Here is a 26,992-nt window from a genome sequence, read left to right as displayed (position 1 = left end):
ATGGCTTTAGCACACAACTTAAGAAAGAAAATTGCAGCTTAAAGGCAATTTTAAACTCATTTTAAAATAGTAAACTTTTGATGAAAGTTTAATCAAATAAAAAAACCGTCTCAAAATTTTAGTATTGAGACGGCTTCTTTTATTTGATACTGTTCACTGTATACTGTTCACTGTTCACTGTTCACTGTATACTGTATACTGTATACTGTATACTGTATACTGTATACTGTATACTGAATACTGAACACTGCGCACTACTAATGCGCTTCCAGCCAATTTGCGCCAAAGCCCATTTCAACATCAAGCGGAACGGCCATAGGGAAGGCGTGTTCCATTTCGTGTTTGATCATTTTTTGAATGGCTTCTAGTTCAGCGCGATGTACATCAAACACCAATTCGTCATGCACTTGCAACAACATTTTGGACTGCCAATTTTCGGTGGTTAGTTTTCGGTGAATATTGATCATCGCAATTTTAATGATATCGGCCGCCGACCCTTGAATGGGGGCGTTTACGGCATTGCGTTCAGCAGCACCTCGTACTACGGCATTGGCCGAATTGATGTCTTTTAAATAGCGACGTCGCCCCGAAATCGTTTCGACATATCCGTTTTCCCGTGCAAAATCGACTTGGTTTTGCATATACGATTTCAACTTCGGATAGGTTTGGTAATAGGCCTCAATGAGGGCGGCACTTTCGCTCCGCGAGAGACTCGTTTGATTGGATAGTCCGAAGGCTGACACGCCATAGATGATGCCGAAATTGACGGTTTTGGCATTGCTGCGTTGCTCTTTGGTAACCTCTTCTAGGGCGACTTGAAATACTTTGGCGGCGGTACTGCGGTGAATGTCCTCTTTGTTTTGAAAGGCTTTAATCATGTTTTCTTCGCCACTCAATGCGGCTATAATCCGTAATTCGATTTGGGAATAGTCGGCAGAAAGCAAAACATAATCGTCGTTTTTTGCCACAAAGGCTTTGCGAATTTGACGGCCCCGTTCGGTACGTATCGGAATGTTTTGCAGGTTGGGATTGTTTGAACTCAATCGTCCGGTGCTGGCTACCGTTTGCATATAATCGGTATGCACCCGTTGGGTTTTGGCATCGACTTGTAGCGGCAAAGCTTCGACATACGTACTTTGCAATTTGACCAATTGGCGCCATTCTAAAATATCGCGAACAATTTGGTGTTCGTTGGCTAGATAACTCAAGACTTCTTCTCCAGTAGCGTATTGTCCGGTTTTGGTTTTCTTTTGTTTTTGCCCACCAATTTTCATTTTATCAAACAAAATATCGCCCAATTGTTTTGGGGATGCCAAATTGAAGGTAGTGCCTGCGGAAGCATATATTTTTTGTTCCAAAGCTTGAATTTCAAGTGCCATATCGGCCGACATCGATTGCAGGTAGGGGACATCCAAGCGAATGCCTTCCCGTTCCATATCGGCTAAAACGTGCACCAAGGGAATTTCAATTTCGTCAAAGAGCTTTTTGGTTCCCACACGTTCGAGTATGGGTTGAAAATGCGTTTTGAGTTGCCAAGTCACATCGGCATCCTCGCCGGCGTATTCTTTGATGGCCTCAAGGGGCACGTTGCGCATGGACTGTTGGTTTTTGCCTTTTTTCCCAATCAAGGTTTCAATAGACTGCGGGGCATAGTGTAAATACGTTTCGCTCAAAACATCCATATTGTGGCGCATGTCGGGATTGATGAGGTAATGCGCAATCATCGTGTCAAAAAGCGGTCCACGCACAGCAATTCCATAATTGGCCAATACTTTTAAATCGTATTTTAAGTTTTGACCAATTTTTTCAATGGCTTCATTTTCAAAAAAGGGACGGAGTTGGGTAGCGATTTTTTGAGCTTCCTCAGGGTTTTCGGGAACGGGAACGTAGTAGGCTTTTCCTTTTTCCCAAGAGAAAGAAATTCCAACCAATTCGGCATTCTTTGCATCAATTCCGGTAGTCTCGGTATCAAAGCAGACTGCGGTTTGTTTCCCTAAATTTTGCAACAACAATTGCATTGGAAAGTCGCCTTGCACGATTTGATACAGGTGCGGTGTCGTTTGCAAGGTGGCATAGGTTGTGGGGGTTTGGGATGTTTCGTCGTCATCTGCAAACCCAAACAAGTCCATTTGATTTTCGGGGGTTCTCTTTGGCGTCGGTTTTTTGGCGGCAACTGTTTCAGCAGCAGCATTGCTTGTGTCAATAGCGTCGTATTCATTTCCTTGTCCAAAAAGCTTATCAAACTGCGCTTTCATTTGGCGAAACTCCAATTCCTGAAACAAGGCATCGGTTTTTTCAACATCGGGGCGCGTCAATTCAAAGGCTTTTTCGTCAAATTCGACAGGACAATCCAATAAGATGGTCGCCAATTTTTTGGAAAGCAGCCCTTGTTCTTTGTGGGCTTCAATTTTGTCTTTTAAAGCGCCTTTTAGTTGGTCGGTATTAGCCAGGAGATTTTCCATAGAGCCAAATTCAGCCAATAGTTTTTTTGCTGTTTTTTCACCCACTCCGGGAAGTCCGGGAATGTTGTCGACTGCATCGCCCATCATGCCGAGGAAGTCAATCACTTGTAGCGGGTCGTTGATTTCAAATTTTTGTTTGACTTCTTCCACCCCCCAGATTTCAATATCATTCCCCATTCGGGCGGGTCGGTACATAAATATATTTTCCGAAACCAATTGCCCAAAGTCTTTATCGGGAGTCACCATATATACTTTGTAGCCTTTTTTCTCGGCTTTTTTGGCTAACGTCCCGATCAAGTCGTCGGCTTCAAAACCTGCTTTTTCGATAATTGGAATGTGCATGGCTTGGAGTAACGCTTGAATGTAGGGCACGGCAATTTTAATAGCTTCTGGCGTTTCATCGCGGTTGGCCTTGTATTCGGTAAACATTTCCAAACGGTAATCGCTCCCCCCTTTGTCGAAAGCTACGGCCAAATGATCGGGTTTTTCCCGTTTGATCACATCCATGAGGGAGTTCATAAAACCCATAATGGCTGAGGTATCCATTCCTTTGGAGTTGATGCGCGGATTTTTAATAAAGGCATAATAGCCCCGAAAAATAAGGGCGTAGGCATCGAGGAGGAATAAGCGTTTTTGTTCCATAATAACACATTTAGACCCATTCTTGTTGGATTAGAGTGGGTCTTCAAATGTAAGGATTCAAGTTGAAATCTAAGGCGGAAGGTTGAAATTTCCCTTTTACTTGTTTTTGAAACAAATGCTCAATAAAGTGATGGCAACAGGGGTTAAAATTTCCTTAAATTTAACGCGGACTTGTACTGACCTACAATACCTTTGCGCTTTAAAATCGTATATGACATTTCGATTGTTTATTCTTTTGGTCCTGCTAACGCTTATTGAAGTGTATGCCTTTCAAGCGGTTCGAACGGTAACCAAAACCAAATGGGTGCAATGGACCTACCTAGCGGTGTCGTTGGGGACTTTGTTTTTTGTATTTTATCAATTCACCAAATTTGATCGAAAAGTGGGACAAACGCCCATGACGATGTTGACCATTGGGTTGTTATTGTTGGTATTGGTTCCCAAGTTGATCATGGTTTTGGTGCTTTTAGCCGAAGATATGTTTCGCCTTGTATTGGGGGCTAAAAATTTCTTTGTACAATACGATGCTGAAGAATCGTATATTCCTGCCCGCCGCAAGTTTGTAAGTCAATTGGCTATCGGGTTGGCAGCGGTTCCTTTTTTGTCTTTGGTGTATGGTATGACCAAAGGGAAGTACAATTTTAAAGTGCGCAAAGAAACCTTGTATTTTGACGATTTGCCCGACGATTTCGACGGATTTACCTTTACCCAAATTTCAGACATCCATAGCGGAAGTTTTGACGATCCTGAAAAAATCGCCTATGCTATCGAGATGATTAATGCGCAAGCGTCGGATATGCTCTTGTTTACAGGCGATATTGTTAATACGCATGCCACAGAGATGCATCCTTGGGTTGATTTGTTTTCGAAGATTAAATCCCATCCCTATGGAAAATACTCGGTGTTAGGAAACCACGACTATGGCGAATATATCGAGTGGAATACTGCGGCTGAAAAAGAGCAAAATTTTAAAGACATCATCGATTTGCATCGACAAATAGATTTTAAACTCCTCCGCAACGAGCACGTACAAATTCAAAAAGGGGCCTCGGCACTCGCTTTGGTTGGCGTCGAAAATTGGGGAGTGAAATTTAAAAAGGCAGGTGATTTAGCCAAGGCCTCCGCCGGATTGGATCCTAATGCGTTTAAAATTTTAATGAGTCATGATCCCAGCCATTGGGAGGTAGAAGTAAAATCGCAGCCTGAGTTATACCATCTCACGTTATCGGGGCATACTCACGGGTTGCAATTTGGTATTGAAATCCCTGGGTTTATCAAATGGTCTCCCGTGCAATATGTGTACAAACAATGGGCAGGGTTGTATGAAGACGCGGGGCGCTATTTGTACGTAAATCGCGGTTTTGGATTTCATGCCTACCCAGGGCGCGTAGGAATTATGCCTGAAATCACAGTGCTTACACTAAAAAAAGGACGTCCTGTCGCATAATTTGTTAAAAATAGTACCTTTGTAATCTAATTTTTCTTTACTTTGGGTAAAGAATGCTAAATACCGATTGATTGTATGTCGAAATTTGGAGAACTTATCAACGCACAAGTCCCTGTTTTAATCGACTTTTACACCGAATGGAACGAATCTTCTGTTTCTATGCATCCGGTGATTCGCGATGTTGCTGCGGCCTTAGGCGATAAGGCAAAAGTGATTAAAATTGATGTGGATAAAAATCAAGAGCTAGCAGAAGCCCTTCGTATTAAAGGGGTTCCCACGTTAATGATTTATAAAAACGGTCAAATGGTATGGCGTCAGTCCGGAGAATTGGATGCCAACTCCTTGATTGCATTGGTTAAAGATCAGATTTAGGAAGGATTTCCCCGCGATATCCTTGCGCTGTAAGATAGGCTAAAGCCTTTGGTAATACTGTTTTCAGGTTGCCAAAGGCTTTTTTGCTGTCATGAAAAACGATAATACTCCCCGGTTGTACGTTTTCGGTAATGCTTTTTAGGCAAGTTTCAGGAGTTGTATTGCTATCCCAATCGTAGGTGAGAACATCCCACATTACAGGAATTAAATTTTGGTCACGGAGTTGTTTGGGTTGCCCCAATTTTAATTTGCCGTAAGGAGGCCGAAAAAGGATAGGAGTTCGCCCCAAATGGGTTTCCATAGTCTTTGAACACGCTGTTATGTCGTCAAGATAGGCCACACGCGATGTATGCCAACTGTTGCGATGATGGTAGGTATGGTTTCCGATGCCATGGCCTTTTTTGATCAAGGATTGGGCAATATCAGGATACTGCGCGACATTATTTCCAATCAGAAAAAAAGTAGCTTTAAAATGATAGGCGTCCAACGTTTCCAGCACCCATGGGGTGATTTCGGGCGTTGGCCCATCATCAAAAGTGAGGTACACTACCCGTTCGGTTTGCGGAATGTCCCAAACCAAATTGGGGGTGCATTTTTTTATCCAAAACGGGGTTTTTATCCATCGCATCATGGCTGCAATATCGCAAAAAAAAATGCTCCTATTACGGAGCATTTTACGTTATTCTTTTTCGCGGTCGAATTGCGGGAATCGGGCATTGTATTGATTGAAGGCCTGGCGATTTTTTTGATAGAAGTCAATGTCGCCATTTTTCTTGCTTACGCGAAGCAAGCTGCGGTATCGTTCAATTGCCGATACGATGTCGTTCCCCATAAATGATTTGTCAGCAGGGGAGAACGTCGTGTAGTACAACAATTCTTGTTGGTATTTTGCAAAAAGTTGGGTCATTAACGCGCGGGCTTTTTCTTTTTCACCCACTTTATAATAGCCATTGGCAAAAGGTTCTAGCGTTAAATAATAGCCGTAATAGTCCAAAGGCATTTTATCTAGGGCGAGTTCGATAATTTTTTTCGCTTCGGGAATACGACCTTCAGCGATCAGTGCATCCATGGTTCGCGCCATATTGCCACGGTAGGAAATACAGTTACGACGGGTTTCGGGATCGTGGTAAATGTCCGTCCGTTCGCCATTACCCCATTTCCAATTCATAATCAGTTTATACATCTTATCGGTGTCCAATTGCCCCATGTCGGGATAATTTTCTTCAATCACCGGTGTTTTGATTGGCACTAATTTGTACACCATACCGTCCAATTGCAAGAAATCTTTCATCCACAAATAATCGTCATCCCCAAAACTTCCGGGGCTGAAATAAATCGGACGTTTCCAATTGTTATTGTTAAGAATGTCCAACATAATCAAACGGTTTTTGTATAACGCCCCTCCTTTGATGTCCAAATCGATGTAGGGGACTATAGAATCGGCATGTTTGGCATTGACTATTTTATGTTTCAAGATGGTAGTTTTATCCACAGGAATGCGGACTTTATTGGTCGGGAAGAAATGAAGACGGTGGCCACTTTGCATTTCAATGGTGGTTAGGGTGTCTTCGCTTTTCGCAAATTCGATAAAGTCTTTTAAGTTCCAACGGTTTTCGGTTTGCTTATGGAATAAAATCACATCGCGGTTGTCGGCTACTATTTGGCTGTGCGAGAAGGAAATCGGTAACCCATCCGAGAGATTGGTTTTTTGCTTCATTTGATCAATGTACCAATCGGTCATTAACAAACTTGTATTCACAATGCGAACATCGGTGCGGTATCCTTCAATTTCTTGCGCATACCAAAGCGGGAAGGTGTCGTTGTCTCCAATAGTAAATAAAATAGCATTTTTATCGCACGAGTCCAAGTAGTTTTTCGCCATTGCAATAGCTGTATACCGGTTGGAACGGTCATGATCATCCCAATTTTCTTTGGCCATCAAAATGGGGGACACCAACAAGGATACGGCAATGGCCGACCAAGCCGCCGTTTTGGCATTGATTTTCTCTGCGATCATTTCATAGAGGGCAAATACGCCAAATCCAACCCAAATTGCAAACACAAAGAAAGAGCCTACCAACGCATAATCGCGTTCACGGGGTTCGAAGGGACGCTCGTTCAAATAGATTTTTAAGGCCAACCCTGTAAATAAAAATAAGGTAAGCAATACGTAGAACGATTTTAGATCCCTTTGGGCATGGTACATCAGTCCAAGCAAGCCCAAAAAGAAGGGTAAGAAATAATAGAAATTACGCCCTTTATTGTTTTTGACATCGTCGGGTAAATTGTCTTGCGAACCCAAATGCATTTCGTCAATCGCCTTTATGCCCGACATCCAATTGCCATCGAGGTTGTCGTAGCGCCCTTGATTGTCGTTTTGGCGTCCTACAAAGTTCCAGAGCAAATAGCGGCCATACATATAGCCAAATTGGTATTCGACCATAAAGCTAATGTTTTGCCAAAACGTTGGTTTTTCCACCTCAATGTATTCGCTGTAGTATTTTAAGAAGCTGATGTAGTCTTCATTGTCCAATCGTTTTTGATTGTACGCTTGACGAAAAGCAGCGACTTCTTCTACTAATTCTTGATTGTCGACAAATTCGGGCTTGATGGTAAACTTTGGAACCCCAACAAAGTTCATGTATCCTTTTACATTGTCGTTGCTCCACAAGCGAGGGAGGACGGCGCGGTGCTTGCTGTTGGAGTTTTGCTCGGCTTTTTCGTAATTGTTGACAATCACATATTTGCCTGTTTTTTCATCGCGCTCATAGTTTGGTTTTTTATCCAAATAGGGTTCCTCCTCGTCGGCACCCGCAAACATATCGGTGTATTGTGGTCCGTAAAAGAGCGGATTGTATCCGTATTGTTCACGGTTGTAATACGCGAGTACTTCGGCGGCATCAGAGGGTTTGTTTTCATTGATCGGGGTATTTGCATTGGCACGCACGGGAAGCATTAACCAGGTAGAAAAACCTACTAAAACAAACAGGATGCACAACAAAGCCGTATTGACCGCAGGCATTTCTTTTTTACGGGTATAGTCCAGCGCAAAATAGAAGAATCCAACAATAGCCAAAAAGGCGATAAGTGTTCCAGAATTAAATGGCAATCCGAAAGAATTGACCATAAAGATTTCTGTTTTCGCAAAGAACGCTAAAGTATAAGGGAGTAGGAGTTTAAAAATGAATAATAAGATGGCAATAATGATGATGTTGGCCATGATAAAACTCTTAACGGTCACCTTAGGGTATTTTTTAAAGAAATACAAAAATCCGATAGAAGGCAAGGTCAACAACGCCATGAAGTGAACGCCAAAGGAGAGTCCAATCATTAAACTAATTAACAATAACCATCGATTTCCCTGGGGTTTGTCCATGTCGGCTTCCCAACGCAATCCGAGCCATAACAAAAGGGCAATCATAAACATGGCCATGGCATATACCTCGGCTTCGACAGCATTAAACCAAAAACTATCAGAAAAGGTGAAGGTTAGCGCTCCCACGAGTGAGGCGCCTAAAATTACTTTACAATTGGTTTCGTGAAGTGAGGTATAACGACTGACTATTTTTTGCAAGAGCAGGGTGGAAGACCAAAAAAGAAATAAAATGGTAAAGGCACTCGAAAATACCGAGAGCATATTAACCATGAGCGCTACTTTGTCGGGACTCACTGCAAAAAGGGCAAAAAAGGCGCCCAACATTTGAAAAAGCGGTGCTCCAGGAGGGTGACCCACTTCTAAGTTGGCTGCAGTAGCAATGTATTCGCCGCAATCCCAAAAACTCATGGTGGGTTCTACGGTAAGGCTGTAACAAAGTAAAGCGATAGCAAAAGCTGTCCAACCTAGAATGTTGTTCCACTTTTTAAAGTCAAAAGGCGTCATAGTATGGTTTAAGTATTATGGTGCAAAGAAACTATTTTTTTGTGTATTGCTCCATGGGTTAACAAAAAATTCTAAAAAACTGATTTACATGCTTTCCCCTAACGCACGGGGATGCGTTTTCGTATGTAGCCAAAAAAAAGAACTTAAAAAAATGCAAAACGTTTGCTTAAATAAAAAAAAGCCATAAATTTGCACCCGCATTATTGGTCTATGGTGTAACGGTAACACTACTGATTTTGGTTCAGTCATTCAAGGTTCGAATCCTTGTAGACCAACAAAAAACCCGACGTACTGTCGGGTTTTTTTGTTATGCCAAAAGCCATGGAGAACCAGACTTTTTGTGAATTTAGATTTTAAACGTCACTACAGGGCGTTGCGCGTGGTTGACGAGGTCTTCACTAATACTTCCGTTAAAGAAGTGCGCTAGTCCTTTTCGACCGTGAGTGCTCATTCCGATGAGATCAGCGTCAATACTGTTGGCAAAGTTCAAAATCCCTTTTTCCACATTGGTTTCATTGTAAATATGGGTAACGTAATTGTTGATTTGGAAATTACGGACAAAGCCATCAATGATGCCTTGAGCGGTGGAAGTTGATTTAAAGTTGTTGGGCGTGTTAATCATGACCAAGTGCAGGGTAGCGCCAAATTTATTAGCAAACTCTACCGCTTTGGTAAAGGGTTGACGGGTTTCGTCATAGAAATCAGAAGCGAAAACAAATTTGTCTACATTGAATTCGCCCATATCCTTTTTAATAATCAATACGGGTACTTCGGCATTGCGCACCACTTTTTCCGCATTAGAACCGATAAACATTTCTTTGTAGCCACTTGCGCCATGAGAGCCCATGACGATTAAGTCGACATTGTTTAAACGGCTGATATTTAATATACCTTCAAAAGCCATTTCAAACTGGATTACTTCCGAAACATTGATTCCGTCCAAATAGGGAGAATCCATGATTTCTTCCAATTTGTTAATTGCAGCATTTTTGAAAAACATTAATTCGGGAATATCATGGCCTTTGCTAATCGCATCGCTTCCTTCATGTGGCAATTCCAACATGTGTAATAAAATAATTTCACCGTTGTTTTTGCGCGCTATTTGAGCTGCAACTTTTAAGGCGTATTCGGCGTGTTCTGAAAAATCCGTAGGGATAAGAATTTTTTTCATTGTTAGGTATTATTATGGTTTTTGTTTATTTATTTACATGTATAAAAGTACAAAAAAAATATCAACCCTTGCTGTTTTTCTAAAATAAAAAAAACCTATATTTGCACCGTTGTTTAACGAATGATGCATAATGAGGGAAGCAGGGCTTCCCTCTTTTTATAACAAAAGATGACCTTCAAAGAAAAAGTAATGCAGTTGTTGGAGCAAGGGTTAGCCGAGAAGCCGCACTTGTTTTTAATAGATGTTTCGATTTCAGATAGTTACAAAATTAGTGTAACTTTGGACGGCGATAATGGAGTGACCTTGCAGGACTGTATGGATATCAGTCGCGCCATTGAGCATCATTTGGATCGGGAGGAAGTCGACTTTTCATTGGATGTTGCGTCGGCCGGTGTGGGATCGCCTTTAAAATTAGTGCGTCAATACCAAAACAACGTGGGGCGTTGGTTGATAGTAAAAACAACAGAAGGCACTGTGATTGAAGCGGTTTTAACGGCCGCAGATGAGGAGAAAATAACACTTTCTTGGGAAGCTCGTGAGCCGAAAAAAATTGGAAAAGGGAAGGAAACGGTCCAAAAAGCAATGGAAATTCCCTATGCCCAAATCAAAGAAGCAGTGGTTACAATAAAATTCTAATAAATCATTATATAATGGAAAATCTTGCATTAATAGAATCATTTTCTGAGTTTAAAGATGACAAATTAATCGATCGTGTTACCTTGATGGCCATCCTTGAGGATGTTTTTCGTAACGCTTTAAAAAAGAAATATGGTTCTGATGACAATTTTGATATCATTATCAACCCCGACAAAGGGGATATGGAAATCTGGAGAAATCGCGTTGTAGTGGCCGATGGTGATGTCGAAGATTCTAATTCACAGATTTCTCTTTCGGAAGCCCGCAAGATTGAGCCCGATTTTGAAGTGGGCGAAGACGTTTCGGAAGAAGTGAAATTGATTGACTTAGGTCGTCGAGCGATTTTGGCCTTGCGTCAAAACTTAATTTCAAAAATCCACGAGCACGATAATACCAACTTGTACAAGCAGTTTAAAGATATTATTGGAGAAATTTACACGGCTGAGGTACACCATGTGCGTCCCAAAGTGGTGATTTTGGTTGATGATGATGGCAATGAAATTGTTTTGCCCAAAGAAAAACAAATTCCTTCCGACTTTTTCCGCAAAGGCGATAATGTCAAAGGAATTATCGAAAGTGTGGAGCTCAAAGGCAATAAGCCGCAAATTGTCATGTCGCGTACTTCCGAAAAATTCTTGGAAAAATTGTTTGAACAAGAAATTCCTGAGGTATTTGACGGTTTGATTATGATTAAAAAAGTGGTGCGTATCCCAGGAGAGAAAGCCAAAGTAGCGGTTGATTCCTATGATGATCGCATTGATCCCGTAGGAGCGTGTGTAGGGATGAAAGGATCCCGCATTCACGGTATTGTACGGGAGTTAGGCAACGAAAATATTGACGTAATTAACTTTACAACCAACCCTTCCTTGTTGATTTCAAGAGCGTTGAGTCCTGCAAAAGTTTCTTCCATCAAGTTGGATGAAGCCCGTAAGTCGGCAGAAGTTTTCTTAAAATTAGAAGAAGTTTCCAAAGCGATTGGTCGTGGAGGACAAAATATTAAATTGGCTAGTTTGTTGACCGGCTTTGAATTGGATGTCATTCGCGAGGGAAGCGCAACCGAAGATGATGATGTTGAATTGACCGAATTCTCAGATGAAATCGATGGATGGATCATCGATGAGTTTGCCAAAATCGGATTGGATACGGCCAAAAGCATCCTGAAACAAGATGTAGCCGATTTAGCCCGAAGAACCGATTTAGAAGAAGAAACCATCCTTGAGGTGATGCGTATTCTAAAAGAGGAGTTTGAAGACTAAATAATACCTACATTTACAAAAGAATACAGAACTTAATTACACTATATGTCTGACGAAAGAAATATACGAATTAACAAAGTTTTACGGGAATTAAATATTTCTCTGGACCGTGCCGTGGACTTCCTTAAAGAAAAAGGAATCTCTATCGATTCGAATCCAAATGCCAAAATTTCTGCCGTTGAATTTGATATTCTTCAAAATCAATTTGCAGGAGATCGCGGAAACAAAGAAGCGTCCAAAGGCGTTAGCGAAGAAATTCGTAAAGAAAAAGAAGCGTTGCGTTTAGAACGTGAACGTGAAATGGAAGAGAAAAAGCGTCAAGAAGAAGAACGTCAGCGACAAGAAGTAATTAAGGCAAAAGCTGTAGTCACAGGGCCCAAGCCCGTAGGCAAAATTGATTTAGAGCCCAAGCCAGCTCCCGTAGCAGCTCCTGCTCCAGCTCCAACGCCAACTCCAGAACCGGTTGATAAACCTGCCGAGGTGGCTCCCGTTGCGAAAGAGCAACCGCAAGAAGCCGCTCCCAAAGTAGCAACTCCGGCTCCTGCGCCAGCTCCTGTTGAGGGACAAGATGATACGTATAAAACGATTTACACGAAGTTGACAGGTCCGGTTGTAGCGGGTGAGAAAATTGACTTGACCAAATTTGAAAAGCCCAAAAAGAAGAAAGAAGAGGGTGCCAAAGAAGGGGAAGGCAAAAACAAACGCAAACGAATTCAAGCCAAACCCGATGCCCGTCCTGGTGGAGGCAATCCCAATGCGGGAGGTAACGCCAACAAAGGGGGCAATTCGAAGTTTGGGAATAAACCTGGTTTCCAAAAAGGAAACAATCGACCTGCTGTTGTTCAAAAAGTAGAACCTACAGAGGAAGAAGTTAAAAATCAAATTAAAGAGACCTTGGAGCGCCTTCAAGGAAAAGGAAATAAATCAAAAGCGGCAAAATACCGTCGTGAAAAACGCGATACCCACCGTCAACGTAATGAAGATGAATTACAAGCGTTGGAGGAAGGAAGTAAAATCCTTAAAGTAACCGAGTTTGTAACGGTAGGGGAGATTGCGAGTATGATGGATGTGCCGATTACAAAAGTGATTGGAACCTGTATGTCGTTGGGAATCATGGTAACCATGAACCAACGTCTTGATGCAGAAACCTTGACCATTGTAGCGGATGAATTCGGATTTGAAGTGGAGTTTATCTCTACCGAAATTGAAGAAACAATCAAAGTGGTTGAAGACCGCGAAGAAGATTTGAAATCCCGTGCTCCTATTGTTACGGTGATGGGTCACGTTGACCATGGAAAGACTTCGTTGTTGGATAACATTCGTAAAACCAATGTAATTGCTGGAGAATCCGGTGGAATTACACAGCATATCGGAGCGTATGCGGTAACGTTAGAAAACGGTAAACGCATTACATTTTTAGATACACCCGGTCACGAGGCTTTTACGGCCATGCGTGCCCGAGGTGCTCAAGTCACCGACGTGGCCATTATTGTGTGTGCTGCCGATGACGATATCATGCCTCAAACCAAGGAGGCAATTAGCCACGCACAAGCTGCGGGAGTTCCTATGATTTTTGCCATTAATAAAGTAGATAAGCCAGCGGCTAATCCCGAACGTATTAAAGAGCAATTGGCTCAAATGAACTTGTTGGTAGAAGATTGGGGTGGAAAATACCAATCGCATGAAATCTCCGCGAAGTTTGGGCAAGGGGTTAATGAATTGTTGGAAAAAGTACTTTTGGAGGCTGAAATTTTAGATTTAAAAGCCAATCCCAACAAACCAGCTATGGGTACGGTTGTGGAAGCCCAATTGGATAAAGGTCGTGGTTATGTTACAACCATTTTGGTACAAGCCGGAACCTTGCGCGTGGGCGATTATGTATTGGCGGGTAAAAACCATGGAAAAGTAAAAGCGATGTACGATGAGCGCGGTCACAGTATTAAAGTGGCAGGTCCTTCCACACCCGTTTCTATTTTAGGTTTGGACGGTGCTCCCACCGCAGGGGATAAATTCAACGTGTTTGAAGACGAACGCGAAGCGAAGCAAATTGCAGCCAAGCGCACACAACTTTTACGGGAACAATCGGTTCGTACGCAAAAACATATTACGTTGGCCGAAATTGGACGTCGTATTGCCTTAGGTCAGTTTAAAGAATTAAACGTGATTTTGAAAGGTGACGTGGATGGTTCAGTAGAAGCCTTATCCGATTCATTCTCCAAATTATCTACCGAAGAAATTCAAATCAATATCATCCACAAAGGAGTCGGAGCGATTACAGAGTCTGACGTAATGTTGGCTTCAGCTTCTGATGCTATCATCATCGGATTTAACGTACGTCCCGCGGGGGCTGCCAAACAGTTGGCGGAAAAAGAAGAGATTGATATCCGTAATTATTCGATCATTTACGATGCGATCGATGATTTGAAAGATGCGATGGAAGGTATGTTGTCCCCCGAGATGAAAGAAGAAATCACGGGGAATGCAGAAATTCGCGAGACCTTCAAAATATCCAAAGTGGGCACTATTGCCGGATGTATGGTTACCGATGGTAAAATATTCCGTAACTCACGTATTCGATTGATTCGTGAGGGTGTTGTAATTTTTACGGGTGAACTTACGGCATTAAAACGTTTTAAAGACGACGTAAAAGAAGTGTCAAAAGGATATGATTGTGGTATTCAAATAAAAAACTACAACGATATTCAAATCAATGATATCATCGAAGCGTACCATGAGGTTGAGGTTCGCAAGAAATTGAAATAATTGACAATTTGATATATAAAAAGCGGTTCATCTGAACCGCTTTTTTTATGCTCTATTGGGTTTTACCACCAAGGCGTTGGGGTATTTTTTTTTAAGGAGAATCAGGTTTCTTTCGGCTTCAATTCGACTTTTAAAATTCCCTACCCAAACCTTATAGATAGGGGTACTAAAGACGATAGTGGCATCATAGTGTTTGTTGTCTTTTCGAAACAAAGCCAACATTTTTTTGGCATCTTCACTGGCGCCACTAAATAGCTGAATTTTGTAGCGATTATTCACCGTAATTGCCGCATTTATTTTTCTTTTCTCAGCCAATAGCTGTTCAAATTTAGGGTCTTGTTCAACAGTAACTTGTTGACTAAAAAGGGTGTTAAAATTTAAAAAAAACAACCCTAAAAAAAGCCACTTTTCCACAGGTTTTTGAAGCCTTAGTTTCATAATCTTTTGATTTATATGCAAATGTAAGAGTATCCTTTTATTTACGCTAAATTTTTATTATTTAGAATTGTTATAAATTGTTATTTTACATTCTTTTTAGGTTTTGATAATAGTGCATAAATCGTATTTTTGCTCAAGTTTTTAAAAAAGTGTGTAGTTTCCTCTTGAAATACCTTCAAAAAACTATGCCAAAACGTCGATAATCATTAATAATATGAAAAAAGTGGGTAACCATAATTCGATTTCAAAAATGTATTCCTTCGGGTTAGCATTAATGCTAACGTTTTCACTCTCTACTTTTGCTCAAGACCCCGCTCCAGCGGCTCCAGCAGCAGCCCCCGCAGATGCAGCGGCAGCGGCTCCAGCAGCTTCAGCAGGTGGCGATGTGGCCAAAGGGAAGGAATTGTTTAACACCAACTGTGCTGCTTGTCACAATTTAGATAAGCCCATGACGGGACCTGCACTTCGTGGGGTAGCCAATAAGTATGATAAAGCATGGTTGTACAAATGGATTAAAAACAGTTCGGCTTTGATTGCTTCTGGCGATGCGCAAGCGGTGAAGGTTTTTGAGGAAAACGGTAAAAAGGTAATGACCGCATTCCCGAATTTGACCGATGCTGATATCGACAACATTTTGGCGTACACGTCTGAACCAAAACCGGAAGCTCCGGCACCAGTAGCGGGTGCTGTAGGTCCAGCAGGCCAAGGAGGCGGTGGTGCAGAAGGAGGAATTTCAAATGAAGTGATTTTAGGAGCTTTGGCCTTGGTGATGTTGATGTTGGTGGTGATGTTGTTATTGGTCAACAATGTGTTAACCAAAATCGCAAAATCTAACGGTGTCGAAATTCCCGTACGAACTACAAATCCTCTTTCTATTTGGAAAGCTTTTGCACAAAACCAATTTTTAGTTTTAGTTACTTCAATATTTTTACTCTTAGCCAGTGGTTATTTTGCTTATGGCTATTTAATGCAAATAGGTGTAGATCAAGATTATGCGCCTATTCAGCCCATCCACTATTCGCATCGTATTCACGCAGGTAGCAATGGAATCGATTGTAAATATTGTCACTCGGCTGCGCGTGTAAGTAAAAACGGTGGCATTCCTTCATTAAACATTTGTATGAACTGCCACAAGAATATTTCTGAGGTTTCAGACACTACTGCTACAGCAGAATACTCCAAAGCATTCTACGACGCCCAAATTCAAAAACTTTATGATGCTGTAGGTTGGGATAAATCTACTCAATCGTACACTGGAAAAACAAAACCTGTAAAATGGGTGCGTATCCACAATTTGCCCGACTTTGCTTACTTCAACCACTCTCAACACGTTACTGTAGCGGGTATTGAATGTCAAAAATGTCACGGGCCTGTAGAAACTTACGAGATTCAGAAGCAATTTGCTCCGTTAACCATGGGCTGGTGTATTAACTGCCACCGTGAGACTGAGGTGAAAATGGAAGGCAACGCTTACTATGAGAAAATACATGCTGAACTTTCCAAAAAATATGGAAAAGAGAAGCTAACCATCGCCGATATGGGTGGTTTGGAATGTGGTAAGTGTCACTATTAATCAATTATTAAGAAGCTAATATTTATATACGATGTCATCTAACAAAAAATACTGGAAAAGTGTTGAAGAACTAAACGAAAATAGTTCTATTGTTGAGACGCTTAGAAATAATGAATTCGTGGAAGAAATTCCAACCGATGCGTTTTTATCCGACGAATCTTTATCTTCTTCATCAACTTCCCGTCGTGATTTCTTAAAATATGTTGGTTTTTCTACCGCTGCAGCTACTTTAGCGGCGTGTGAAGGACCTGTGCATAAATCAATTCCTTATGTGGTGCAGCCAGAAACAATCATTCCTGGTGTAGCGGATTACTATGCTACCACGATGTTTGATGGTTTTGATTTTGCCAACTTATTGATCAAAACACGTGAGGGTCGACCCATCAAAGTTGAAAACAATCGTTTGACAGGAGCAAAATTTGCTGCCAACGCTCGCGCGCACGCCTCTGTATTGTCTTTGTATGACAGTTTGCGTTTACAAAATCCGAAAATAGAAGGGAAGAATGCTTCTTGGTCGGATGTAAATGCACGTGTAAAAGCCTCTTTGGCTGAAGCAAAGGCCTCTGGAAAACAAGTTGTGTTGTTGACATCTACTTTAGCAAGTCCATCTACCGAGCGTTTGATTGCAGATTTCATTGGTAAAAACCCAACAGCGAAGCATGTGGTGTATGACGCCATTTCAGAGTCTGCGGCTTTGGATGCATTCGAAACCGTTTATGGTGAGCGAGGGCTTGCGGATTATGACTTCTCAAAAGCGGCCATGATTGTCTCAATCGGAGCTGACTTCCTCGGCGATTGGCAAGGAGGTGGATACGATAGCAGTTACGCACAAGGGCGTGTACCTCAGAACGGAAAAATGTCCAAACATTTCCAATTTGAAGCCAATATGACCTTGTCTGGAGCGGCAGCTGACAAACGCGTTCCAATGACCGTTGCGGATCAAAAACAAGCTTTAGTAAAAATTTATAATGCTTTAACAGGTTCTTCAATAGGCACTGCGAAGACAGCGCATGATGCTGTTATTGCTAAAGCCGCTGAACAATTAAAACAAGCGGGTTCTAAGGGACTTTTAGTGTCAGGCATTCAAGATAAAAATGCACAACTTTTAGTATTTGCTATCAATCAAGTATTAAAAAGTGAAGCGTTAGCACAGGCAGGAGTTCGTTATGTTCGCAAAGGAAGCAATGCTCAAGTAGCTCAATTGTTAAAAGATATGGCTGCAGGTGCTGTTCATACGCTCATTATGAGTGGTGTGAATCCGGTGTATACCCTTGCTGACGGGGAAGCTTTTGCTAATGCCCTTGGTAAAGTAAAATTGTCTGTTAGTTTCACGCAACGTGAAGACGAAACGGCTTTAAAAACAACTATTGCAGCCGCAGCTCCTCATTATTTAGAGTCTTGGAATGATCATGTGTTGACGAAAGGTTCTTATTCGTTGACCCAGCCTACGATTCGTCCTTTATTCAATACCAAACAATTCCAAGAAGCATTAATGACTTGGAATGGTGTGGCTGGAACGTATTATGACTATATTAAAGCAGGTGCTGCAGGATTTTCAGGTAGTTCAACTTGGAACCAAGCGCTTCATGATGGTCTAACGGTATATGGTGCCGGTAATTTGGTTGGTGGAACTGCTGATTATACAGCAGCAGCGTCAGCTTTAGCCGCCTCTAAAGGTTCCAAATACGAGTTGGTGTTGTATTCAAAAACAGGTATGGGTGACGGACAACAAGCGAACAACCCATGGTTGCAAGAATTCCCAGACCCTATTACTCGAGTTTCTTGGGATAACTATCTAACACTTTCACAAGCCGATGCTGATGCGTTGAAAGTAGGTAACAATATTGTTGCTAACGGAGGGTTAAATGGTAGTTATGTTACGTTAACGGTAAATGGAACTACAGTTAAAAATGTACCAGTTATCGTTCAACCCGGTCAAGCCAAAGGGACTTTTGGTTTAGCGTTTGGATACGGGCGTAAAGCGGCTTTAAAAGAAGAAATGCAAGTAGGGGTTAACGCCTATACTTTATATAAAAACTTTACTGATGTTCAGTCGGTAGAAATTACTGCTGAATCCGGAGAACACGAATTTGCTTGTGTTCAGTCGCACAAAACTTTAATGGGCCGCGGCGATATCGTTAAAGAAACAACGTTAGAAATTTTTAACACGAAAGATGCAGAGATTTGGAATCCCGTTCCTGTAGTTTCGCTAGATCACAAAGAAATTGAAGCTACGAAAGTAGACTTATGGGAATCTTTCGATCGTTCGATTGGTCACCACTTCAATTTATCAATTGACTTAAACAGTTGTACGGGTTGTGGAGCCTGTGTAATTGCGTGTCATGCTGAAAATAACGTCCCTGTAGTGGGTAAATCAGAAGTAAGAAGAAGCCGTGATATGCACTGGTTGCGTATTGACCGTTACTATTCGTCTGAGGAAACGTTTGCTGATGATGTAGCTAAGAAGAAAGATTTTGACGGATTATTTGGAGAAAAAGGTTCGTTAGGCGGATTTGGCCAAATGGAAAACCCAGCTGAGAATCCTCAGGTAGTCTTCCAACCCATCATGTGTCAGCACTGTAACCATGCGCCTTGCGAAACGGTTTGTCCCGTAGCGGCCACTTCACACGGTCGTCAAGGTCAAAACCAAATGGCATACAACCGTTGTGTAGGAACACGTTATTGTGCCAACAACTGTCCGTATAAAGTGCGTCGTTTCAACTGGTTCTTATACAACCACAACGATGAATTTAATTTCCACATGAATGATGATTTAGGTCGTATGGTAGTGAATCCGGATGTGAACGTTCGCTCGCGTGGGGTTATGGAAAAATGTTCGATGTGTATTCAGAAAACACAGTTGACTATTTTAACGGCAAAACGTGAAGGAAGACCTGTTGAAGCTAACGAATTTGAAACGGCTTGTTCGGCGGCCTGTAGCACGGGTGCTATGGTGTTTGGCGATGTAAACAATAAGGAAAGTGAAGTAGCTCAACTGGCTGAAAGCAACCGTATGTACCATTTATTGGAGCATGTGGGTACGAAACCTAATGTTTTCTATCACGTAAAAGTTAGAAATACCTAATCAATAATTTAATAAGAAACACTATATAGGATTATGTCGTCTCATTACGAAGCACCCATTAGAAAGCCATTAGTTATAGGTGATAAAACTTATCACGATGTAACTGTTGATGTTGCTGCTCCTGTAGAAGGAAGAGCCAACAAACAATGGTGGACCGTTTTTTCAATCGCTTTGGCCGCCTTCCTTTGGGGAATAGGCTGTATCATCTATACCATTTCAACCGGTATCGGAACCTGGGGTCTCAACAAAACAGTAGGTTGGGCTTGGGATATTACCAACTTCGTTTGGTGGGTAGGTATTGGTCACGCTGGAACCTTGATTTCTGCTGTACTTTTACTTTTCCGTCAGCGTTGGAGAATGGCGATTAACCGTTCTGCAGAAGCCATGACCATTTTCTCGGTTGTTCAAGCAGGTTTATTTCCCATTATTCACATGGGTAGACCTTGGTTAGCTTATTGGGTATTGCCTATTCCTAACCAATTTGGTTCGTTGTGGGTGAATTTTAACTCCCCCCTCCTATGGGACGTATTTGCAATTTCAACCTACCTTTCCGTTTCTTTGGTGTTTTGGTGGACAGGGTTATTACCCGACTTTGCAATGCTTCGTGACCGTGCCGTAACGCCTTTTTCAAAGCGAGTTTATTCTATATTAAGTTTCGGTTGGAGCGGTCGCGCCAAAGATTGGCAACGTTTTGAAGAAGTTTCTTTAGTATTGGCCGGTTTAGCAACTCCTTTGGTACTTTCTGTACACACCATTGTATCCTTTGACTTTGCTACTTCGGTAGTTCCCGGATGGCATACCACGATTTTCCCACCTTACTTTGTTGCTGGTGCGGTTTTCTCAGGATTTGCCATGGTAAATACGCTTCTAATAGTAATGCGTAAAGTTTCGAATCTAGAAGCTTACATTACCCTACAACACATCGAATTGATGAACATTATTATTATGATTACAGGTTCGATTGTAGGGGTAGCCTATATCACCGAGTTATTTGTAGCTTGGTATTCAGGAGTTGAGTATGAGCAATATGCTTTCTTAAACCGTGCTACTGGACCCTATGCTTGGTCCTACTGGTTGATGATGACGTGTAACGTATTTTCACCTCAGTTTATGTGGTTTAAAAAATTGCGTACAAGCATCATGTTCTCCTTCATCATTTCGATTGTCGTAAATATTGGGATGTGGTTTGAGCGTTTCGTAATTATCGTAACTTCATTACACCGCGACTACTTACCCTCTTCTTGGACAAAATTTTCACCCACTTTTGTTGATATCGGTATCTATATTGGAACTATCGGATTCTTCTTCGTCTTGTTTTTATTGTATGCTCGTTCATTCCCAGTGATTGCACAAGCAGAGGTGAAAACAATTTTGAAATCTTCTGGAGATAATTACAAGAGAGCCCGTGAAAAAGAAGGACATAATCATCATTCAGATAATCATTAATAAACGTCATGAGCAGTACAAAAGTTATTCACGCACTATATAACGATGACGATGTATTGATGGATGCTGTAAAGCAAACCCGTAAAGCACATCATCATATAGAAGAAGTATTTACTCCCTTTCCGGTGCACGGTTTGGATAAAGCAATGGGATTAGCACCCACTCGTTTGGCCATTTGCGCTTTCATTTATGGATGTATTGGTATTTCAGTTGCCACTTGGATGATGTGGAATATCATGATTAATGATTGGCCTCAAGATATCGGTGGAAAACCAAGTTTCAGTTACCTTCAAAACATGCCGGCTTTTGTTCCCGTAATGTTTGAGATGACGGTGTTTTTTGCCGCTCACTTGATGGTAATTACTTTTTATATGAGAAGCCGTTTATGGCCTTTCAAAAAAGCTGAAAATCCAGATGTACGTACTACAGACGATCACTTTTTGATGGAAGTATCGGTTTCTGGCGATGAAGAAGCAATGGTAGCTTTCTTCAAAAATACAGGTGCTGTAGAAGTTAAAGTTATTGAAAAGCATTAAGACCATGAAGAATAGTTTAAAAATAGCCATGATGTTTGGAGCTGTAGCTTTATTCACAGCTTGTAAAGACGATAAATCACCGAATTACCAATACATGCCCAACATGTATGAATCGGTGGCTTACGAAACCTATGCTGAGTCGGATGCTTTCAATTCAGTCAATGCGAAAAGTGAAAATGGAAAAGAAGGACAGATTCCACCCGATGGAACCATCAAAAGAGGTCATGTTCCTTATGAATTACCCAATTCAACAGAGGGATATGAAGCTTCCAAAGCTGTAGTAAACCCTTTTCCAGCGGATAAAATCGACATGAAAAAAGCAGAAGAATTGTATGTGATTTATTGTGCTATTTGTCACGGAACGGCTGGAGACGGTAAAGGAAAATTGGTGACGCAAGGAAAATACTTAGGGGTACCTAATTACAAAGATCGCCAAATCACCGAAGGAAGCGTGAACCACGTTTTAATGTACGGCTTAAACTCAATGGGATCGTATGCCAATCAGTTGAACCGTGAAGAACGTTGGATGGTATCGCATTATGTGATGCAATTGAAAAGCAAATTATAATTGTAGAATTATCAGATTAATATAGATATGTACACATTTTCACAAAGATTAAAAACCTCGGCCTTCATTCTAATTGCCTTAGGATTGGTAGGTATCGTATATGGGTTTTTATCTACTCCGAAAACTATAGAAGATGTTGAGAAAATTGTTGCTGCGGCTCATCATGAGGGTCATGGCGGACACGGTGGTCATGCCACTGCTGCTTCTCACGATACCCATGCAACTCCAAACCATGAAGCTCACGCTGCCAAAACCGATGCGCACCATGAAGCTACTCACAAAACGGAGGAAGCGCATGCAGTTTCAAATGATACAACACATGTAGCGGCATCCGATACGATCGCACAGCCTGTAGCTCCTGCAACTGCGAAAAAAACGCTATCTATTGTTCCCAAGAAAGAGAAACATATCGATCCTGCGGTAGCCCACAAAGAACATATTGAGCATGTAATGCATCAATTACAAAACAAGCCATGGGCGGCGTTGTATGTAGCGTGTATCTTTTTCTTATTGGTAACCATGGGAGCCTTAGCTTTCTATGCTATTCAGCAAGTAGCACAAGCCGGTTGGTCTCCGGTATTGTTCCGCGTTATGCAAGGAATTACCGCTTATCTACCCGTAGGTTCTATTATTTTCTTCGGATTATTGCTAGCCTCTGGTTTACACATGAATCACTTGTTTACATGGATGGAGGATGGCGTAACCAAACCCGGTTCACCAAACTATGATGCTTTAATTGCAGGAAAATCGGGGTATTTGAATTTTGGTTTTTGGATTATCCGTGCCACTGTTTTCTTGTTGGGTTGGAACTTATACCGTTATTTCTCTCGCAAAAACTGTTTGGCTCAAGATGAAGCTTCTGATGATGCTTACTACAAGAAAAATTTCAAGCTTTCCGCTACTTTCCTAGTGTTCTTCATTGTATCGGAATCAATTATGGCTTGGGACTGGATTATGTCTTTAGACCCACACTGGTTTAGTACGCTGTTTGGTTGGTATGTATTTGCCAGTTTCTTTGTGAGTGGTATTACAACTATTTCAATGGTAACCTTGTATTTAAAATCAAAAGGGTATTTAGAATATGTTAATTCAAGTCATATTCACGACTTGTCAAAATTCATGTTCGGAATCAGTGTATTTTGGACGTACTTGTGGTTCTCTCAATTCATGTTGATTTGGTATGCCAATATTCCTGAAGAGGTAACCTATTTTGTAACTCGTATCAACGATTACACCTTGCCATTCTGGGGGGCTGTTGGATTAAATTTTGTATTCCCGTTCTTAACCTTAATCAATACTGATTTCAAACGTGTAGCTCCAATTGTAGTTACCGCTGGTGTTGTAATTCTATTTGGACATTATATTGATTTCTTCAATATGATTATGCCCGCTACTGTGGGTGACCAATGGTTTATTGGTGTCTCCGAAATCAGTTCGGTATTGTTCTTCTTAGGTCTATTTATTTTGGTGGTTTTCAATGCGCTGACCAAAGCGCCGCTTACACCAAAACGTAATCCTTTTATGGAAGAAAGTAAACATTTTCATTATTAATATTTAAAGAAAAGAACAAATGACAGCTTTATTAGTAGTTCTTGTTTTAGTTTTATTATCTGTAGCCTTGTGGCAGTTGAGCAAGATTTTTGCCTTAACACAAATTGGTAAAAAATCCACTGATGAATCCTCACAAGTAGCGGGTGATAACGACAATAGAGTCAATGGTTACTTAATGTTCGGATTTTTGGCGTTCATCTATTTGATTACCATTATCTGTATCGTGAAATATGGTTCTTACCCCTTGATGAGCAATTCAGCGTCTGAGCATGGTATCGAGGTCGATCAATTGATGTGGATTTCCATGATTTTGATTTTCTTCGTTCAAACGGTGACGCAAGCATTACTTCACTATTATGCCTATAAATATTCAGGTAAAAAAGGACAGGTAGCCGCTTACATCTCTGACAATAATAAGTTAGAATTTATTTGGAGCGCAATTCCAGCCATTGTTTTGGCAGTTTTAATTTTCTTCGGGTTGTATGCATGGACCGATATCATGTTTATCAATGAAAAAGAAGAAAAACCAATCGTAATTGAAGTCTATGCTCAGCAATTCAAATGGACTGCACGTTATGCAGGAGAAGATAATGTTCTCGGTAAAGCGAACGTTCGTTTGATAGAAGGTGTAAATACACTTGGAGTGGATTTAGCGGATCCCAATGCGCAAGATGATATTGTTACAGAAGAATTACACATTCCAAAAGGGAAAAAAGTAATTTTCAAGATTCGTTCCCAAGATGTGTTGCATTCGATGTACATGCCTCACTTCCGTGCGCAAATGAACTGTGTGCCGGGTATGGTTACGCAATTTGCTTTTACACCGATCATGACTACTCAAGAAATGCGTGATACGCCTGAAATGATTGCAAAAGTGGATAACATCAATGCAATTCGCACCAAAAAGAGTAAAGAATTAGAAGCACAAGGGAAAACAGGATTAGACCCTTATACGTTTGATTACCTTATTCTTTGTAACAAGATTTGTGGTTCTTCACACTACAACATGCAAATGAAAGTGGTCGTAGACGAACCTCAAGACTACCAAAAGTGGTTAAAAGAAAAAACTACGTTGGTTCAAGCTGTTAAAAATGCCGCTAAAGCAGATGCAGACGCTGCTGCTGGTGCAACACCATCAGATTCAACCGCTACCAAACCCGATACAACGGTAGTAGCGCAAGCAAAATAATTAGAAAGTTAAAAAATAATATTACTAGGATATGAGTCACGCACACGACCTTCACATTGATGATCATGCACATGATCACCACCACAAGGATACTTTCATTACAAAGTATATCTTCAGTATTGACCATAAAATGATTTCCAAGCAATACCTACTTACAGGTATCATCATGGGAATCATCGGGGTGGGTATGTCTCTTTTGTTCCGTATGCAATTAGCATGGCCGGAAGAGTCCTTCAAAGTATTCAAGTTTTTCCTCGGGGAGCGTATGGCTCCCGATGGAGTAATGACCAACGAAGCGTACCTCGCATTAATTACCATTCATGGTACCATCATGGTATTCTTCGTATTAACGGCCGCTTTGAGTGGTACGTTCAGTAACTTATTAATTCCATTACAATTGGGTGCGCGTGATATGGCCTCAGGTTTCCTTAACATGGTTTCCTATTGGTTGTTCTTCCTTTCCAGTGTGATCATGGTCGTTTCGTTGTTTGTGGAGTCAGGTCCTGCTTCTGCGGGTTGGACTATCTATCCTCCATTGAGCGCCTTACCCCAAGCGATTCCTGGTTCAGGTTTGGGGATGACACTTTGGTTAGTATCCATGGCAATTTTCATCGCTTCCTCCTTGTTGGGTTCCCTTAACTACATTGTTACTGTATTGAACCTTCGTACCAAAGGGATGAGCATGACGCGTATGCCGTTAACTATCTGGGCTTTCTTCATCACAGCCGTAATTGGGGTTATATCTTTCCCTGTACTTTTATCGGCTGCTTTGTTGTTAATCATGGACCGTAGTTTCGGAACCTCTTTCTTTTTGTCTGATATTTACCTTGCCGGTGAAGTACTAGATTATCAAGGAGGTTCGCCAGTATTGTTTGAACACTTGTTCTGGTTCTTAGGTCACCCTGAAGTATACATTATTTTATTGCCTGCATTAGGGATTACTTCCGAAGTAATTGCAACCAATGCACGTAAACCTATCTTCGGATACCGTGCGATGATTATGTCCATCTTAGCGATTGCTTTCTTATCTACAATCGTTTGGGGTCACCACATGTTCATTTCTGGAATGAACCCCTTCCTTGGTTCGGTGTTTACTTTTACAACCTTGTTGATTGCAATTCCCTCTGCGGTAAAAGCATTTAACTACATTACTACCATTTGGAAAGGGAACTTACAAATGAACCCAGCGATGTTGTTCTCTATCGGATTAGTATCTACTTTCATCACAGGTGGTTTGACGGGTATTATCTTAGGAGACAGTACCCTCGATATCAACGTTCACGATACGTACTTCGTAGTAGCTCACTTCCACTTGGTAATGGGTATCTCAGCATTGTACGGAATGTTTGCAGGGATCTACCATTGGTTCCCAAGAATGTACGGTCGTATGTTGAATAAAAATTTAGGGTATGTTCACTTCTGGGTAACGGCTATCTGTGCCTATGGCGTTTTCTTCCCCATGCACTTTATCGGTATGGCTGGATTACCTCGACGTTACTATACCAACACCAACTTCCCTATCTTTGATGATATGCAAGATGTAAACGTGGTAATCACAATGTTTGCCTTGATCGGTGGAGCCTTCCAATTGGTGTTTATCTACAACTTCTTTAGTTCAATTTTCTTTGGTGAAAAAGCACCTCAGAACCCATGGCGTTCAAACACATTAGAGTGGACAGCGCCTGTAGAACATATTCACGGAAACTGGCCTGGTGAAATTCCAGAAGTACACCGTTGGCCGTATGACTACAGCAAGCCTGGTCATGACGATGATTTTGTACCTCAAAATGTACCAATGAAACCGGGAGAAGAGGTTCTTCATCACTAAAATATCGCAAAGAAGCCGTCTCAATACTAAAATTTTGAGACGGTTTTTTTATTTGATTAAACTTTCATCAAAAGTTTACTATTTTAAAATGAGTTTAAAATTGCCTTTAAGCTGCAATTTTCTTTCTTAAGTTGTGTGCTAAAGCCATT

18 protein-coding genes and 1 tRNA gene are annotated in these 26,992 nt (G+C 41.3%); 14 read left to right on the top strand and 5 right to left on the bottom strand.

All coding sequences use genetic code 11. From position 1 onward, the window contains the following. Positions 1-257 precede the first annotated feature (257 nt). Positions 258-3,107 (bottom strand): DNA polymerase I, encoded by a 2,850-nt coding sequence (gene polA, locus O9316_RS09825; protein ID WP_298203963.1) that lies wholly within the window; start codon positions 3,105-3,107, stop codon positions 258-260. Between the two features lie 208 nt (positions 3,108-3,315). On the opposite strand from polA, the gene O9316_RS09820 reads away from it, so the two are divergent. Next, on the top strand, positions 3,316-4,551 hold the full coding sequence (locus tag O9316_RS09820) for a metallophosphoesterase (protein WP_298203949.1): 1,236 nt from the start codon (positions 3,316-3,318) through the stop codon (positions 4,549-4,551). Positions 4,552-4,626: 75 nt separating this feature from the next. Then, positions 4,627-4,923 carry a thioredoxin family protein gene (locus tag O9316_RS09815; RefSeq protein ID WP_073363488.1) on the top strand — a complete coding sequence of 99 codons (297 nt, stop codon included), beginning with the start codon at positions 4,627-4,629 and terminating at the stop codon, positions 4,921-4,923. On the opposite strand, the gene O9316_RS09810 is transcribed toward O9316_RS09815, so the two are convergent. Continuing rightward, positions 4,907-5,554 (bottom strand): polysaccharide deacetylase family protein, encoded by a 648-nt coding sequence (locus tag O9316_RS09810; RefSeq protein WP_298203948.1) that lies wholly within the window; start codon positions 5,552-5,554, stop codon positions 4,907-4,909. The two genes, O9316_RS09815 and O9316_RS09810, sit on opposite strands and share 17 nt — an antisense overlap. Before the next feature lie 48 nt (positions 5,555-5,602). Further along, entirely contained in the window at positions 5,603-8,803 is a 3,201-nt protein-coding gene (locus O9316_RS09805) for a DUF2723 domain-containing protein (protein ID WP_298203947.1), read from the bottom strand. Between the two features lie 204 nt (positions 8,804-9,007). Between O9316_RS09805 and O9316_RS09800 the strand changes: the two genes are divergently transcribed. Continuing rightward, positions 9,008-9,078, top strand: a tRNA-Gln gene (locus tag O9316_RS09800). A gap of 71 nt (positions 9,079-9,149) precedes the next feature. On the opposite strand, the gene O9316_RS09795 is transcribed toward O9316_RS09800, so the two are convergent. Next, positions 9,150-9,974 carry a universal stress protein gene (locus O9316_RS09795; protein ID WP_298203946.1) on the bottom strand — a complete coding sequence of 275 codons (825 nt, stop codon included), beginning with the start codon at positions 9,972-9,974 and terminating at the stop codon, positions 9,150-9,152. A gap of 168 nt (positions 9,975-10,142) precedes the next feature. Between O9316_RS09795 and rimP the strand changes: the two genes are divergently transcribed. From rimP to infB, 3 genes are read left to right on the top strand one after another with little or no spacing between them, the layout of a single operon-like run. Continuing rightward, complete coding sequence (gene rimP / locus O9316_RS09790) at positions 10,143-10,610, top strand: ribosome assembly cofactor RimP (protein WP_298203945.1); 468 nt, start codon at positions 10,143-10,145, stop codon at positions 10,608-10,610. Between the two features lie 14 nt (positions 10,611-10,624). Further along, positions 10,625-11,866 carry a transcription termination factor NusA gene (nusA, locus tag O9316_RS09785; RefSeq protein WP_073363480.1) on the top strand — a complete coding sequence of 414 codons (1,242 nt, stop codon included), beginning with the start codon at positions 10,625-10,627 and terminating at the stop codon, positions 11,864-11,866. 45 nt (positions 11,867-11,911) lie between these two features. After that, on the top strand, positions 11,912-14,629 hold the full coding sequence (gene infB / locus O9316_RS09780; RefSeq protein ID WP_298203944.1) for a translation initiation factor IF-2: 2,718 nt from the start codon (positions 11,912-11,914) through the stop codon (positions 14,627-14,629). A 45-nt stretch (positions 14,630-14,674) separates the two neighbouring features. On the opposite strand, the gene O9316_RS09775 is transcribed toward infB, so the two are convergent. Further along, complete coding sequence (locus O9316_RS09775; RefSeq protein ID WP_298203943.1) at positions 14,675-15,067, bottom strand: SPOR domain-containing protein; 393 nt, start codon at positions 15,065-15,067, stop codon at positions 14,675-14,677. A 214-nt stretch (positions 15,068-15,281) separates the two neighbouring features. Here O9316_RS09775 and O9316_RS09770 point away from each other — a divergent pair, with 214 nt between their 5' ends. Genes O9316_RS09770 through O9316_RS09735 form a run of 8 tightly spaced genes read left to right on the top strand, consistent with a single transcriptional unit; the run spans position 15,282 to position 26,843 of the window. Then, on the top strand, positions 15,282-16,640 hold the full coding sequence (locus O9316_RS09770; RefSeq protein WP_298203942.1) for a c-type cytochrome: 1,359 nt from the start codon (positions 15,282-15,284) through the stop codon (positions 16,638-16,640). 31 nt (positions 16,641-16,671) lie between these two features. Further along, positions 16,672-19,725, top strand: a complete 3,054-nt coding sequence (locus O9316_RS09765) for a TAT-variant-translocated molybdopterin oxidoreductase (protein WP_298203941.1) — start codon at positions 16,672-16,674, stop codon at positions 19,723-19,725. A gap of 33 nt (positions 19,726-19,758) precedes the next feature. Beyond that, on the top strand, positions 19,759-21,171 hold the full coding sequence (gene nrfD / locus O9316_RS09760; RefSeq protein ID WP_287784553.1) for an NrfD/PsrC family molybdoenzyme membrane anchor subunit: 1,413 nt from the start codon (positions 19,759-19,761) through the stop codon (positions 21,169-21,171). A gap of 8 nt (positions 21,172-21,179) precedes the next feature. Continuing rightward, positions 21,180-21,707: a DUF3341 domain-containing protein gene (locus O9316_RS09755; RefSeq protein WP_287784551.1), complete on the top strand. Its 528-nt coding sequence runs from the start codon at positions 21,180-21,182 to the stop codon at positions 21,705-21,707. Positions 21,708-21,711: 4 nt separating this feature from the next. Continuing rightward, on the top strand, positions 21,712-22,275 hold the full coding sequence (locus O9316_RS09750) for a cytochrome c (RefSeq protein ID WP_073363469.1): 564 nt from the start codon (positions 21,712-21,714) through the stop codon (positions 22,273-22,275). 27 nt (positions 22,276-22,302) lie between these two features. Further along, entirely contained in the window at positions 22,303-23,826 is a 1,524-nt protein-coding gene (locus O9316_RS09745) for a quinol:cytochrome C oxidoreductase (protein WP_298203940.1), read from the top strand. Between the two features lie 19 nt (positions 23,827-23,845). Next, positions 23,846-25,015, top strand: a complete 1,170-nt coding sequence (locus tag O9316_RS09740) for a cytochrome c oxidase subunit II (protein ID WP_298203939.1) — start codon at positions 23,846-23,848, stop codon at positions 25,013-25,015. A gap of 31 nt (positions 25,016-25,046) precedes the next feature. Then, on the top strand, positions 25,047-26,843 hold the full coding sequence (locus O9316_RS09735; protein WP_298203938.1) for a cbb3-type cytochrome c oxidase subunit I: 1,797 nt from the start codon (positions 25,047-25,049) through the stop codon (positions 26,841-26,843). Positions 26,844-26,992: the final 149 nt, after the last annotated feature.

This window comes from Flavobacterium sp. (assembly GCF_027533505.1).
GTDB lineage: Bacteria > Bacteroidota > Bacteroidia > Flavobacteriales > Flavobacteriaceae > Flavobacterium.
The sequence above is the reverse complement of the archived record's forward strand: the minus strand, read 5'-3'. Positions and strand labels throughout refer to the sequence as shown.